Source organism: Thioclava atlantica, assembly GCF_000737065.1.
Classification (GTDB): Bacteria; Pseudomonadota; Alphaproteobacteria; order Rhodobacterales; family Rhodobacteraceae; genus Thioclava; species Thioclava atlantica.
The window spans coordinates 264,553-276,775 of the sequence record NZ_AQRC01000003.1 but is presented as its reverse complement, the minus strand read 5'-3'; the positions used below and the strand labels follow the sequence as shown (position 1 = coordinate 276,775).

Here is a 12,223-nt window from a genome sequence, read left to right as displayed (position 1 = left end):
ATTTCTCGGCCCGGGAGAGATTTGTAAAGGATGGCTGCAATGACGAACAAGCCCCTGATGGCAAAGGCCACTGCCGTGTGGCTGGTGGACAATACGACGCTTAGCTTCAAGCAGATCGCGGATTTCTGCGGCATGCACGAGCTTGAGGTTCAGGGCATTGCCGATGGTGACGTGGCTGCGGGCGTGAAGGGTTTCGACCCGGTCGCGTCGAACCAGCTCGACCCTTCCGAGATCGAGAAGGCCGAGAAGGACCCGCTCCACAAGCTGAAGCTGAAATTCAACAAGGCCGCTCTGGGCGAGGACAAGCGCCGTGGGCCGCGCTACACGCCGCTCTCGAAGCGTCAGGACCGTCCGAACGCGATCCTGTGGCTGGTGAAGTTCCACCCCGAGCTGGCCGATGCGCAGATCGCGCGTCTCGTCGGCACCACCAAGCCGACGATCCAGTCGATCCGCGAGCGGACCCACTGGAACATCCAGAACATGACGCCGATCGATCCGGTCGCGCTTGGCCTGTGCCGCCAGTCGGAGCTTGATGCCGAAGTGCAGAAGGCCGCGAAGAAGGCCGCCGCCGAGGGCGTGATGAGCGATGACGAGCGTCGCAAGCTGGTCTCGACCGAGCAGTCACTCGGGATGCCCGACGAGCCGCGCCTGCCCTCGGCGATCGCCGGTCTCGAGAATTTCTCGACCTCGGATCTCCGGGACGAGAAGGAAGAAGAGGAAACCGACAAGGACTATTCCGATGCGGACAGCTTCTTCAACCTGCCCGATGACGAGGACGAAGACGAAGACGACAAGTGATCGTCGCGATCACGATCGGATCAAGCCGCTCCCTCGGGGCGGCTTTTTCGTTCCCCGCGCCCGTCCGGGGCTGGACATGATCCCGGCCCGGCGCGATGGTGCGCGCCGAGATGAAGGAGGACCTCATGCCGGAATTCGCGAGCTATCCCAGCCTGAAGGGAAAAAGCGTCATCGTCACGGGCGGCGCCTCGGGGATCGGGGCGCTGATCGTCGAAGGCTTCGCGGAGCAGGGGGCGAAGGTAGGGTTCCTCGACCGCGACGCGGAGGCGAGCGCGGCTCTCGCGGCGCGGCTCGAAGGTGTCGATTATGCGCTGTGCGACCTGCGCGACATCGCGGCGCTGAAGGCGGCACTTGCGGAGCTGCGCGAGCGGATCGGCCCGGCGGATGTGCTTGTGAACAATGCCGCGCGCGACGATCGCCATGACTGGCGCGAGGTCGATGCCGAGTATTGGGACGATCGCATGCACACGAACCTGCGCCACATGTTCTTCGCGATCCAGACGGTCGCGCCGGACATGATTGCGAAAGGGGCGGGCTCGATCATCAATATGGGCTCGAATTCGTGGTGGGAAGCGGGGGCCGGCTTTCCGGCCTACGCGACCGCGAAGGGCGCGGTCCACGGGCTGACCCGGACGATGGCGCGCGAGCTGGGCGGGCACCGGATCCGCGTCAACACGGTCGTTCCCGGATGGATCATGACCGATCGTCAGAAAACTCTCTGGGCCACGCCCGAGGCCCTTGAGAAACAGCGCGAGCGGCAGTGTCTGCCCGATCTGATCCAGCCCGAATATGTCGCGCGGATGGTGCTGTTCCTCGCCTCTGACGACGCGGCCATGTGCACGGCGAACAATTACATGGTGGAAGCGGGGTCGATCTAGGCGCTGTCCCCGGACCGCTCCGCTTCGGCGACCAGCTCGGTCTCCAGGAACCGCTCGAACGCGTCGAGATCGACCGGCTCGAACTGACCGAAGCCCTGGATCCAGACGGTCGCCGCCGCCATCGCGGCCGGTTCGAGCTTGCACCACTTCACCCGGCCGCGCTTTTCCTGGCTGATGAGGCCGGCATCGGCGAGGATCCCGAGATGCTTCGAGATCGCGGCGAGCGACATCTCGAAGGGGTCCGCCACGTCGGTCACCGCCATGTCATCCTCGAGCAACATCGTCAGGATCGCCCGCCGGGTCGGATCGGCGAGGGCGGCGAAGATCGCATCGAGAGAGGGTGTCGGCGACGGCAACATGATGCAGTGATGCGGCCTTGCCGGGAAAACGTCAACCGATCGGTTGAATATGCTCAAGCTCGCATTTGCGTGAGGCAGGGCACGCCGCACGAAATCGAAAATTCACGATTTACTTTGTTTTCAATGGCTTGAGGCGAGGCAATCCAGGCGTTTGCGGAATTGACTCGGAGGATGGGCGCGGCTATCACGCTCCTGACCTGAGTGGGGGCCGAGAAATGCCTGAACGCCGCTCCGACGAGCCCGATCCCGAGCGCCTCGCCGCGCTGGAAAAACGGCTGTCCGAGGTGCGAAAGGAGCACGAGCCTCCCGCGCAGCGTGCCGATCATCACCTGTCGCAGGCCAACATGGCCTGGCGGATGGTGATCGAGATGGTTTCGGGGCTGGGGATCGGCTTCGGCGTCGGATACGGGCTCGATGTGCTTCTGGGCACGCAGCCGTGGCTGATGGTGCTGTTCACGCTGTTGGGCCTCGCGGCCGGAGTGAAGGTGATGCTTCGCTCGGCCCGGGAGATGAATGAGGAGCGTGCGGCCTCGATGGCCGATGAAGAGGATAACGAACGTGGCTAATCTGGAACAGGAAATGCGCACCGAGCTGGTCTTCCACCCGATGGACCAGTTCATCGTGAAGCCGCTCTTTGGTGACGGACCGGTTCATTGGTACACGCCGACCAACGTGACGCTGTGGATGGCCGTGGCGATCGCCGCGATCTTCTTCATGCTGGTGATCGGGACCCGTGGCCGCGCCGTCGTTCCGAGCCGCGCCCAGTCGATCGCCGAGCTGGCCTACGGCTTCATCCACAAGATGGTCGAAGACGTCGCCGGCAAGGACGCGCTGAAGTTCTTCCCCTACATCTTCACCCTGTTCCTGTTCATCGTCTTCTCGAACTTCCTCGGCCTGCTGCCGCGTTCGTTCACCACCACCTCGCATGTCGCGGTGACCGCGACGCTCGCGATGCTCGTCTTCGTGACGGTGACCGTCGTCGGCTTCGTGAAGAACGGTGCCGGTTTCCTGAGCCTGTTCTGGGTGTCCTCGGCGCCGCTCGCGCTGCGCCCGGTCCTCGCGATTATCGAGATCATTTCCTACTTCGTGCGCCCCGTCAGCCACTCCATTCGTCTTGCCGGCAACATGATGGCCGGGCACGCCGTGATGAAGGTGTTTGCTGCTTTCGCGCCGCTCATCCTGCTCTCGGGCGTCGGGATCGCGGTGACCCCGCTCTCGATCATCGCGATCGCCGCGATGTACGGCCTCGAAGTTCTGGTGGCCTTCATCCAGGCCTATGTCTTCACGATCCTCACCTGCGTGTACCTGCGTGACGCGCTGCATCCGGCCCACTGACCGGGGACGGGGATACGAACCGCTTAACTCTCTATCTGCCAATTCCAACCTCAAGGAGTGATGAACATGGAAGGCAATATCGTTCAAATGGGTGCTTACATCGGTGCTGGCCTGGCCTGCATGGGCATGGGTGGCTCGGCCATCGGTGTGGGTAACGTCGCCGGTAACTTCCTGTCGGGCGCTCTGCGCAACCCGTCGGCTGCCGCTGGCCAGACCGCGACCCTCTTCATCGGCATCGCTTTCGCAGAAGCGCTCGGGATCTTCTCGTTCCTCGTCGCGCTGCTGCTGATGTTCGCCGTCTGATCCAGCACGCTTTTCCTTGAGGGCGGGTGGGCCCATTCGGGGCCCATCCCGTGACCCGCAAGGGGATCTGTGTATCAGGGTCGAGGGACGACATGGCAAGCGAAACGCAAAATACGGCGCACGCAGTCGCTGACGCGGCCCATGGCGCTGCTCAGGCGGCCCATAAGGGTGGCATGCCGCAACTCGATTTCACGAGCTATCCGAACCAGATCTTCTGGCTTCTGGTCGCTCTGGTCGTGATCTACTGGCTGCTCTCGCGCATCGCGCTGCCGCGGATCGAGGCGGTGCTCGCCGATCGTCAGGGTACGATCGCGGGTGACATCGCTGCGGCCGAGGACTTCAAGCGCAAGGCCGAAGAAGCCGAAGCGGCCTATGAAAAGGCGCTGGCCGACGCCCGCGCCCAGGCGCAGAAAATCGCCGGCGAAACCCGTGCCGAGATCCAGAAGGACCTCGACGCAGCCATCGCCAAGGCGGATGCCGAGATCGCGGCACGCTCGGCGGAATCGGAAAAACGCATCGCGGAGATCCGCGACGGCGCTCTGGCGGCGGTCGATCAGGTCGCCAAGGACACCGCCGGCGAGATCGTTGCGGCGCTCGGGGGCAAGGCGGATGCCTCGGCCGTCGGCGCGGCGGTGGATGCGCGGCTGAAAGGGTAAGATGATGAAGAAACTCTCACTTCTCCTCGTGCTTGCCGCGCAGCCCGCTTTCGCGGCCTCGGGGCCGTTCTTCTCGCTGTGGAACACGAACTTCATCGTGACGCTGGCCTTCCTGCTCTTCGTCGGGATCGTCCTGTGGGCGAAGGTTCCCGGCATGCTGGGCAAGATGCTCGACAAGCGCGCGGACAACATCCGCTCGGACCTCGAGGAGGCGCGCAAGCTGCGCGACGAAGCCCAGTCGATCCTTGCCAGCTACGAGCGTCAGGCACGCGAAGTGCAGGGCCAGGCCGACCAGATCGTCGCCGCCGCCAAGCGCGACGCCGAGGCTGCCGCTGAAAAGGCCAAGGACGATCTGAAGGTCTCGATCGAACGCCGGCTCAAGGCTGCCGACGAGCAGATCGCTTCGGCCGAGGCGCAGGCGCTCAAGGAGGTCAAGGACCGCGCGGTGACGGTTGCCGTGGCCGCCGCGGGCGACGTCCTGAGCAAGCAGCTCTCCGCGCAGGATCGTGCCGCGATGATCGACTCCTCGCTCGGCGAGGTCGAGCAACGGCTCAACTGATCCCCCCGGATCACGACAAGATACGAAACCCCGGTCCGCGTGGCCGGGGTTTTTCGTTCGGTTTCGGGAAAATTACTTTGCCACCTTGTGCTCGAGCCGAAGCCGCGCCGTCGCCTCGTTGCGCTCGGCCCGGCGCATCGCCGCCATCTCTTCCTCGACGAAATCCATATGCGCGGCCACGGCCTTGCGCGCAGCCGCCGCATCACGGCGCTGGATGGCGACATTGATCGCCCGGTGCTGTTCGAGAAGCTGCCCGCGGGTGGCGCGATTGCGGAACATGATCGAGCGGTTGTAGAAGACGCCTTCTGCCAGCAGGTCGAACATCGCCCGCATCATGTGGATCATGATGACGTTGTGGCTGGCCTCGATGATCGCCATGTGAAACTGCGCGTCGAGATGCGCCTCCTCGGCCGGGTTGCGCTTGGAATGGGCAGCTTCCATCTGGTCGAAAAGCGTCTGGATGACCTTGAGATCGGTCTCGGAACCGTATTGGGCCGCGCGCTCGGCCGCGAGCCCCTCCATGTCGCGCCGGAAGGAGATATAGTCGAAGAGCGCCTGCTCGTTACTCGCGAAAAGGCGGATCAGCGCGGGCGAGAATGCGGAATCGAGCACGTCGGCCACGAAGATCCCAGCACCGGCCCGCGTCGTGAGAAGCCCCGAATTCTGCAGCTCGGCCACCGCTTCGCGCAGACTCGGCCGCGAAACGCCGAGGCGTTCGGACAGCTCGCGCTCGGAGGGCAGGCGCTCACCCGGCCGCAGGATGCCCTGCAAGATGAGCTCCTCGATCTGGCGCACGACAGCGTTCGCGAGTTTTTCGGATTCAATTTTTTGAAACGGCATTGCCCCCTCCATGTGGTAAAGATGTATGACCAGATAGGGGGGCAGGCAACAAAAAAGGCCGGGTTTCCCCGGCCTTTCGAAACACTTGAAACCCGCTTAACGGTTCGGGCGAATGACGAATTCGACCCGGCGGTTCGCTTGGCGCCCTTCCGGCGTGAGGTTGCTCGCGATCGGTTGGCTCTCGCCCCGACCGATCGGCACCACGCGGTAGCCCGGCACGCCGGCATCGACGAGGATGTTCGACACCGCCTGGGCGCGACGCTGCGACAGTTGCAGGTTGTAGGCGGCCGTTCCGGTGTTGTCGGTATGGCCGATGACCTCGACGGTGGTGTCGGGGTAGCGGTTGAGGCTGCCCGCGAGCGTGTAGAGGTCGCGCTGCAGGTCGGGGCGCACCGAGGCGCTGTCGGTCGCGAAGAGCACGTCTTGCGGCATCGTCACGATGAGCTGGTTGCCCGAGCGCACGACGCTGACGCCATTGGTGGTCAGGTCGCGGCGCAGTTCCTGCGCCTGGCGGTCGAGCTGGGCGCCGATTGCGCCACCGACGAGCCCGCCGACGATCGCGCCCGCGGCGGCTTTCGTCAGTTTCTCGTCGCCCTTGCGGGTCGCGCCGATCGCGCCGCCGATCAGCGCGCCGGTGATCGCGCCCGAATTGCGGTTCGCGTTGGGGCTCTGATCGGGATTGTTCGCGCCGGTATAGCCACCCGGCACACAGGCTGCGAGCGCCATGGCAGCGGCGGCACCCAGAAGAATGGTCTTGGTTTTGAGGACGGTAGTCATATCGGTCTCTCTGCTCTCTCTCTTAGCTTCTCGTTTCGAAGCTTGACGCAAAGATACGCGTATCCGGCCGGATTGTTCCATCGAGATTTCGTGCCGGGCGGGTTTCCGCGCATTGCCCTCTCGCCGCGATCGCGCGGGGGAAATGTCAGCCTTCGGCCTCGGCGCGCGCGGCTTCCCATCCGAGCATGGCGCGCTTAACACCCAGTCCCCAGTGATACCCGCCGAGCCCGCCGGATTTGCGCAAGGCCCGGTGGCAGGGAATGAGGAAGGAGATCGGGTTGCGCCCGACCGCGGTGCCGACCGCGCGCACCGCCTTGGGGTGGCCGATCGCCTCGGCGATGTCGGAATAGGTGGTCACCTGGCCCGAGGGGATCGAAAGCAGGGCCTCCCAGACCTTGATCTGGAACGGCGCCCCGATAAGCGTCAGCCGGGCTTCGCCATGGCGGGCGAAGGCCGCCTCGACCCATGCGCGCAGCGGTTCGGGATCTTCGTGGAAGGCAGCGGCCGGCCAGCGTCGGGCGAGATCGTCGAACGCCTCCTGCGCGCCCATCTCGGCGCTGAAGGCGAGCCCGCAGAGCCCCTGTTCCGTGCCCATCGCGATCGCCGGGCCGAAGGGGGTCTCGAACCGCCCCCAGCGGATCGTCAGCCCGTCGCCCGCGCGCGCGAAAGCCCCGGGGGTCATCGCCTCCCACCGCAAAACCAGATCGTGCAGCCGTCCGGTGCCCGAGAGGCCGGCCTGATGCGCCACCTCGTCGAGCGGCATCCGCCGCGCCAGCAGAGCGCGCACGAAATCGAGGGTAAGATATTGCTGGTAGCGTTTGGGCGACACGCCGACCCAGGCGGAGAAGAGGCGCTGGAAATGTGCGGGGCTCATCGAGAGCCGGGCGGCGAGCGCCTCGAGAGAGAGCGGCATGCCAGCCGCCTGCGCGGCGTCGATCTCGTCGAGCGCGCGGGCGATGAGCTTGTAGTGATAAGCGGTCTCGGGAGCGGTCATCGCGGTCATGGTCGGGCCTTTCTCTGAACTCGATCCTAGGCGCGCGCCGTGCCGCGCGCGACCCGAAAGCTGCGTATTGTCGCGAAGACTTGCCCTTCCGGGCCGCCGAAGGCATTAGGAGGCATGGCCAAGCAGTTCGATTACGCCACCATGAAAGAGGTCTTCGCGCGGTTCGAAGCCGCCGAGCCCCATCCCAAGGGGGAGCTCGAACATGTCAACGCCTTCACGCTTGTGGTGGCCGTGGCGCTTTCGGCGCAGGCGACCGATGCGGGGGTGAACAAGGCCACGCGCGCCCTCTTCAAGGTGGCGGACACGCCCGAGAAGATGCTCGAACTCGGCCTCGAGGGGCTGACCGAGCATATCAAGACGATCGGGCTGTTCCGGCAGAAGGCGAAGAACGTCATCAAGCTCAGCCAGATCCTCGTCGAGACATACGGGGGCGAGGTGCCCAGTTCCCGTGCGGCGCTCCAGAGCCTACCCGGGGTGGGGCGCAAGACCGCGAATGTCGTTCTCAACATGTGGTTCGGCCACCCCGCGCAGGCTGTCGATACGCATATCTTCCGGGTCGGCAACCGCACCGGGATCTGTCCGGGCAAGGATGTCGACGCGGTCGAGCGCGCCATCGAGGATAACGTCCCCGTCGAATACCAGCGCCATGCCCATCACTGGCTGATCCTGCACGGGCGGTATATCTGCGTGGCGCGCAAACCCAAATGCAAAGCCTGTCCGATCGCGGATCTGTGCCAGTTCGAGGAGAAGACCCTGTGAAGCAATACCAGGTCGTGGGCATCGGCAATGCCGTGGTCGACGTGATCGCGCAATGCGACGAGAGCTTTCTCGATCACATGGGGATCGAGAAGGGCATCATGCAGCTGATCGAGCGCGAACGTGGCGAGACGCTGTATGGCGCGATGAAGGAGCGCACGCAGGCGCCGGGCGGCTCGGTGGGCAATACCGTCGCGGGCTGCGGCAATCTCGGTCTCACCACCGCCTTCATCGGGCGGGTGCGCGACGATGTGCTCGGGCGCTTCTACGAGGCGGCACTGCATGGTGAGGGCACCGATTTCCCGAACCCTCCGGTGAAGCAGGGCGAGCTGCCGACGTCGCGCTCGATGATCTTCGTGACGCCCGATGGCGAGCGCTCGATGAACACCTATCTGGGGATCTCGGCGGAGGTCTCGACCGAGGATGTCAGCCTCGACGTGGTCGAGAACACCCAGATCCTGTTCCTCGAGGGCTATCTCTTCGACAAGGATCACGGCAAGGCCGCGTTCCTGAAAGCCGCGCAGGGGTGTCACCGGGGCGGCGGCAAGGCGGGCATCGCGCTCAGCGATCCGTTCTGCGTCGACCGTCACCGCGCCGATTTCCGTCGGCTCGTGCGCGACCAGATGGATTACGTGATCGGCAACCAGCACGAGTGGGAGTCGCTCTACCAGACCGATCTCGACGCCGCGCTGAAACAGGCTGCCGAGGATTGCGAGCTCGTCGTGTGCACCCGTTCGGGCGATGACGTGATCCTGATCCGTGGTGAGGAACGCGTCAGCGTGCCCGTCAAGCGCGTCGTTCCGGTCGATGCGACGGGAGCCGGGGACCAGTTCGCGGCGGGCTTCCTCTATGGCTACGCGACGGGGCAGAGCCTCGAGACGGCGGGCCGGATGGGCTGTGTCGCGGCCGCGGAAGTGATCGCGCATTACGGCGCGCGCCCCGAGGTCGACGTGAAGGCGCTCTTCGCCAATCACGGGCTCATCTGAGGCTTGCGCGCGCCCGGTTCCGGGCGCGCCACCCGCTTCAGCGCATCAGGAGCATCGGGCCCAGCGGACGGCCGGCGAGGATGTGCATGTGGAAATGCGGCACTTCCTGCACGCCGTTCTCGCCCGCATTCGAGATCGCGCGGAACCCCTCGCCGCCATGGCCGGGCTCGGCACCGATCATCTTGCAGACCTGCGCGACGGCACGGTTGAAATCGACGATTTCCGCATCGCTCGCCTCGGCGCAGAAATGATCGAGCGTGACATAGGTCCCTTTCGGGATCACCAGCACATGATCGGGCGCTTTGGGGGCGATGTCGCGAAAGGCGAGCGTGTGCTCGGTTTCCAGAACGGTGTCGTTGGGGATCTCGCCGCGCAGGATCTTGGCGAAGATGTTCTGATCGTCATAGGCATAGGCCATCGCGGTCTCCTCAATCGGCGAAAATGTAATCGAGCTGCGCCAGTTCTTGCGCCATATCCGAAGGGATGTCGAGCGCATGGGCCAGCGCGCGGGCATTGTCCTCCCGGTCTCCCGCTTCGCGCAGGAGGGCGTAATTCTCGAAGCCGGCTTCGCGGATGCGTTCGGATTCATGGGCCAGATCGGCGCGGATCGTCGGCAGGAGACGCTCGAGGACCGGTTGCGGCGTCGCCTCCCCGGCGAGCCCCACCCGCCGCGCATGCCCCGCCAGATAGGCATCGGAGAAGCTGCATTCGATCTCGAGGATCCGGGTCTGGCATTTGTCCGACACGAAATCCTCGATCACCGGGAAGGAGGCCGGATCGACGCAGATCACCATCCGTTCGGCATTGTGCTGGTCATAGAGCATCCGCAGCACTGCCCGGCGGTGGCGATTGCGCTTTTCCTGGCTCGTTTCGATCCCGCCGAGATCGGGCAGGGGGGACATCTCGTTGAAGAGGTAGTCATAGGCGGGCATGTGGCTGCGCTTGCGCAATTCGCCCATGAGCCGCTTCGCGACATGCCATTTCTTGCACAATACGAGAACCAGCATGCGCTCGCGCCCGAGGGTCGATTCCGCCTCCCAGAAGCGCGGTGCGAAACGGCGGCCGACGCGTCCGCGCCCGGTCAGGAACCGGTGAAGCGCGCGGCCTTCATTCGAGATCGAGAACTCCGTCCGCCCGCTCGTCCACAGCTCCCCGAGGCGGGCTTTGAGATCGGTTGCATCGGGGCTGATCTTGCGCGCGAAGAGGTAATCCTGCGACAGCAGGAAGTCGTAATGGTCGTTGTAGAAATTCGCGGGCATTCCGTAATCGGTGAAGACCAGGAAGGTGAGGGTGCGCGAACGGATCTCGCGGTCGGGCACGACATGGCGCACGAGCGTCTGGAAGAATGTCTCGTCGGGGATCCAGGTGGTGCGGAAGAAACGCATCACGTCGGGCCGGTTCTCGATGAAATCGAGAAGCCATTCGATCGTGCGCCGGCGCAGGCACCACCATTGCGAGCCGATCATCATCTGGAGATCCGACGGGATTTCCCGCGTCAGCCCCAGTCTCTTCTGTGCGGAGTAGGATGCGTAGAACCGCCTCGGCTGGGTGCGCTCGTTGAACCAGTGGCGGTAGATCAGTCGGTCTTCCTTGAGCCCGGTCTTGATCCAGCCCGAATTGTGGAAATCGACGCTCTCGATGTAGTCGGCTTCCTCCGCGTCGAGGAGGGCGTGGGCGTATTCGGCCGATTTGATCTGCATGCAATCGCCCGAGAGCATGTAGAAATGCGTGGCGCGCGGGAAGGCCGCCTCGGCGGCGCGCAGGGCTTCGAGCGTGGCCGCGACGAGGCTCCATTCGCCCCAGCCGCACTTGATCCGCTTCTTCGCGAAGGTGACGTTTGGATTGGGGTCGAGCGCCTCGCGCAGCTTGTGGTACTGTGCCTGACCGGCGCGGGCATCGAAGTGGATGGCGACGTAATCGCCGGTCGCGGTCAGCCGCTCGGCCTGCGCGATGATGCCTTCGGGATCCTTATGGGTCAGAAGAATGAAGGCTATTCTCGCCATTCGGACACGGTGCCTGCCTGCTTGCGGTGATTATTTGAATTGTTAGCGTCAATCGACGTTGAAAAGACAGGATTTCTTTGCTCTTTAAGTCATATTTGTTGCGCCTTCGCTATCGGTGATGCGCGATCGCTTAGTGGGAAGGTGCTGCAATGGGATTTCCCGGAACCTGGATGACCGAGAGCGAAAGCGTGGTCTATCGCGTGGTGCCCAAATGCGCCTGCTCGTCGATCGGCCAGATCATGTATTTCTCCGATCACGGGCACTTCTTCGACGGGGATATCCACGATTCCAAGACCGGGCTGCACAAGTGGTCGCAGGAGGAAAGCCAGGCGCCGATCGCGGAGAATGTGACCGCGCACAAGAGCTATGCCTTCACCTGCGTGCGCAATCCCTATCAACGCATCCTCTCCTCCTTCTTCGACAAGATCGCGGGCATCCAGCGCAATGGCCGCCGCTATCGCGGCAACCTCGTGCCTCAGCTGGCGCAGAAATACGGGATCGAGGTCGGCTCCCCCGAGAACGGGTTCGAGTTCGACCAGATCGCCTCGTTCCGCCGCTTCCTGCTTTTCGCGCGCGACACGATCCGCTGGCGCCGCCCGATGGAGCCGGACATCCACTGGTCGGCCATGTCGGGGCATATCTCGACCTTCATCGTGAATGGCGGGCGCTACGACAGCATCTTCTTCACCGAGAAGTTCAACGAGGGGATGCAGACGGTGCTCGACGCGATCGAGACGCCGGTGAAGGTGGATCTCGCGCAGGTGCCGCGGTTCAACGAGTCCGAAGGGCACGGGCCGAAGCGGGCGCATGAGGTGAGCGCGTATTTCGATGACCTGTCGCGCCACCTGATCTGGGAAATCTACAAGAAGGATTTCCAGCTTTTCCGATACGATTTCGACGATCCCGACAACAAGATGCCAGTCGGAGAGATCGACCTCGACGAGGTTCACGCGAAGCTCGGCGACTGAGC

The 12,223-nt window shown here is 64.1% G+C and carries 16 protein-coding genes; 10 read left to right on the top strand and 6 right to left on the bottom strand.

The window, feature by feature from the left end; genetic code table 11:
- Positions 1-39 precede the first annotated feature (39 nt).
- Positions 40-798, top strand: coding sequence for a DUF1013 domain-containing protein (locus DW2_RS05640; protein WP_038144351.1), 759 nt, complete (start codon positions 40-42; stop codon positions 796-798).
- 125 nt (positions 799-923) lie between these two features.
- On the top strand, positions 924-1,676 hold the full coding sequence (locus DW2_RS05635; protein ID WP_038144550.1) for an SDR family NAD(P)-dependent oxidoreductase: 753 nt from the start codon (positions 924-926) through the stop codon (positions 1,674-1,676).
- Here the strand turns inward: DW2_RS05635 and DW2_RS05630 are convergent.
- Positions 1,673-2,035 carry an ArsR/SmtB family transcription factor gene (locus tag DW2_RS05630; protein WP_038144349.1) on the bottom strand — a complete coding sequence of 121 codons (363 nt, stop codon included), beginning with the start codon at positions 2,033-2,035 and terminating at the stop codon, positions 1,673-1,675. The two genes, DW2_RS05635 and DW2_RS05630, sit on opposite strands and share 4 nt — an antisense overlap.
- A gap of 215 nt (positions 2,036-2,250) precedes the next feature.
- Here DW2_RS05630 and DW2_RS05625 point away from each other — a divergent pair, with 215 nt between their 5' ends.
- The 5 genes from DW2_RS05625 (at position 2,251) to DW2_RS05605 (ending at position 4,888) form a co-directional block, all read left to right on the top strand.
- On the top strand, positions 2,251-2,601 hold the full coding sequence (locus DW2_RS05625) for an AtpZ/AtpI family protein (RefSeq protein WP_038144348.1): 351 nt from the start codon (positions 2,251-2,253) through the stop codon (positions 2,599-2,601).
- A 13-nt stretch (positions 2,602-2,614) separates the two neighbouring features.
- Positions 2,615-3,370 carry a F0F1 ATP synthase subunit A gene (locus DW2_RS05620; RefSeq protein ID WP_038144347.1) on the top strand — a complete coding sequence of 252 codons (756 nt, stop codon included), beginning with the start codon at positions 2,615-2,617 and terminating at the stop codon, positions 3,368-3,370.
- A gap of 66 nt (positions 3,371-3,436) precedes the next feature.
- On the top strand, positions 3,437-3,673 hold the full coding sequence (locus DW2_RS05615; protein ID WP_038144344.1) for a F0F1 ATP synthase subunit C: 237 nt from the start codon (positions 3,437-3,439) through the stop codon (positions 3,671-3,673).
- 92 nt (positions 3,674-3,765) lie between these two features.
- Positions 3,766-4,329 carry a F0F1 ATP synthase subunit B' gene (locus tag DW2_RS05610; RefSeq protein WP_038144342.1) on the top strand — a complete coding sequence of 188 codons (564 nt, stop codon included), beginning with the start codon at positions 3,766-3,768 and terminating at the stop codon, positions 4,327-4,329.
- 4 nt (positions 4,330-4,333) lie between these two features.
- Positions 4,334-4,888, top strand: coding sequence for a F0F1 ATP synthase subunit B (locus tag DW2_RS05605; protein ID WP_038144548.1), 555 nt, complete (start codon positions 4,334-4,336; stop codon positions 4,886-4,888).
- A gap of 72 nt (positions 4,889-4,960) precedes the next feature.
- On the opposite strand, the gene DW2_RS05600 is transcribed toward DW2_RS05605, so the two are convergent.
- The 3 genes from DW2_RS05600 to DW2_RS05590 form a co-directional block, all read right to left on the bottom strand.
- Positions 4,961-5,728 carry a FadR/GntR family transcriptional regulator gene (locus DW2_RS05600; RefSeq protein WP_038144341.1) on the bottom strand — a complete coding sequence of 256 codons (768 nt, stop codon included), beginning with the start codon at positions 5,726-5,728 and terminating at the stop codon, positions 4,961-4,963.
- 96 nt (positions 5,729-5,824) lie between these two features.
- Positions 5,825-6,505, bottom strand: a complete 681-nt coding sequence (locus tag DW2_RS05595; RefSeq protein ID WP_038144340.1) for a YiaD family glycine zipper/OmpA-like lipoprotein — start codon at positions 6,503-6,505, stop codon at positions 5,825-5,827.
- Positions 6,506-6,650: 145 nt separating this feature from the next.
- Entirely contained in the window at positions 6,651-7,508 is an 858-nt protein-coding gene (locus tag DW2_RS05590; RefSeq protein WP_038144339.1) for a methylated-DNA--[protein]-cysteine S-methyltransferase, read from the bottom strand.
- Between the two features lie 114 nt (positions 7,509-7,622).
- Between DW2_RS05590 and nth the strand changes: the two genes are divergently transcribed.
- Together nth and DW2_RS05580 are read left to right on the top strand one after the other, a co-directional pair.
- Positions 7,623-8,267 (top strand): endonuclease III, encoded by a 645-nt coding sequence (gene nth / locus DW2_RS05585; protein ID WP_038144338.1) that lies wholly within the window; start codon positions 7,623-7,625, stop codon positions 8,265-8,267.
- Positions 8,213-9,250, top strand: a complete 1,038-nt coding sequence (locus tag DW2_RS05580) for an adenosine kinase (RefSeq protein ID WP_051855481.1) — start codon at positions 8,213-8,215, stop codon at positions 9,248-9,250. Before nth ends, DW2_RS05580 begins: the two co-directional genes overlap by 55 nt.
- Before the next feature lie 37 nt (positions 9,251-9,287).
- Here DW2_RS05580 and DW2_RS05575 read toward each other — a convergent pair whose 3' ends face one another.
- Both DW2_RS05575 and DW2_RS05570 read right to left on the bottom strand, forming a co-directional pair.
- Positions 9,288-9,668, bottom strand: a complete 381-nt coding sequence (locus DW2_RS05575) for an HIT domain-containing protein (RefSeq protein WP_038144336.1) — start codon at positions 9,666-9,668, stop codon at positions 9,288-9,290.
- Between the two features lie 10 nt (positions 9,669-9,678).
- Entirely contained in the window at positions 9,679-11,253 is a 1,575-nt protein-coding gene (locus tag DW2_RS05570; RefSeq protein ID WP_038144335.1) for a DUF5928 domain-containing protein, read from the bottom strand.
- Between the two features lie 149 nt (positions 11,254-11,402).
- On the opposite strand from DW2_RS05570, the gene DW2_RS05565 reads away from it, so the two are divergent.
- Positions 11,403-12,221 carry a sulfotransferase family protein gene (locus DW2_RS05565; RefSeq protein WP_038144333.1) on the top strand — a complete coding sequence of 273 codons (819 nt, stop codon included), beginning with the start codon at positions 11,403-11,405 and terminating at the stop codon, positions 12,219-12,221.
- Positions 12,222-12,223 lie beyond the last annotated feature (2 nt).

Bases quoted from the DNA above. Each gene is read 5' to 3' on its own strand.
- DW2_RS05640 (WP_038144351.1), top strand. From the start codon at position 40: ATGACGAACAAGCCCCTGATGGCAAAGGCCACTGCCGTGTGGCTGGTG.
- DW2_RS05635 (WP_038144550.1), top strand. From the start codon at position 924: ATGCCGGAATTCGCGAGCTATCCCAGCCTGAAGGGAAAAAGCGTCATC.
- DW2_RS05630 (WP_038144349.1), bottom strand. From the start codon at position 2,035: ATGTTGCCGTCGCCGACACCCTCTCTCGATGCGATCTTCGCCGCCCTC.
- DW2_RS05625 (WP_038144348.1), top strand. From the start codon at position 2,251: ATGCCTGAACGCCGCTCCGACGAGCCCGATCCCGAGCGCCTCGCCGCG.
- DW2_RS05620 (WP_038144347.1), top strand. From the start codon at position 2,615: ATGCGCACCGAGCTGGTCTTCCACCCGATGGACCAGTTCATCGTGAAG.
- DW2_RS05615 (WP_038144344.1), top strand. From the start codon at position 3,437: ATGGAAGGCAATATCGTTCAAATGGGTGCTTACATCGGTGCTGGCCTG.
- DW2_RS05610 (WP_038144342.1), top strand. From the start codon at position 3,766: ATGGCAAGCGAAACGCAAAATACGGCGCACGCAGTCGCTGACGCGGCC.
- DW2_RS05605 (WP_038144548.1), top strand. From the start codon at position 4,334: ATGAAGAAACTCTCACTTCTCCTCGTGCTTGCCGCGCAGCCCGCTTTC.
- DW2_RS05600 (WP_038144341.1), bottom strand. From the start codon at position 5,728: ATGCCGTTTCAAAAAATTGAATCCGAAAAACTCGCGAACGCTGTCGTG.
- DW2_RS05595 (WP_038144340.1), bottom strand. From the start codon at position 6,505: ATGACTACCGTCCTCAAAACCAAGACCATTCTTCTGGGTGCCGCCGCT.
- DW2_RS05590 (WP_038144339.1), bottom strand. From the start codon at position 7,508: ATGACCGCGATGACCGCTCCCGAGACCGCTTATCACTACAAGCTCATC.
- nth (WP_038144338.1), top strand. From the start codon at position 7,623: ATGGCCAAGCAGTTCGATTACGCCACCATGAAAGAGGTCTTCGCGCGG.
- DW2_RS05580 (WP_051855481.1), top strand. From the start codon at position 8,213: ATGCAAAGCCTGTCCGATCGCGGATCTGTGCCAGTTCGAGGAGAAGAC.
- DW2_RS05575 (WP_038144336.1), bottom strand. From the start codon at position 9,668: ATGGCCTATGCCTATGACGATCAGAACATCTTCGCCAAGATCCTGCGC.
- DW2_RS05570 (WP_038144335.1), bottom strand. From the start codon at position 11,253: ATGGCGAGAATAGCCTTCATTCTTCTGACCCATAAGGATCCCGAAGGC.
- DW2_RS05565 (WP_038144333.1), top strand. From the start codon at position 11,403: ATGGGATTTCCCGGAACCTGGATGACCGAGAGCGAAAGCGTGGTCTAT.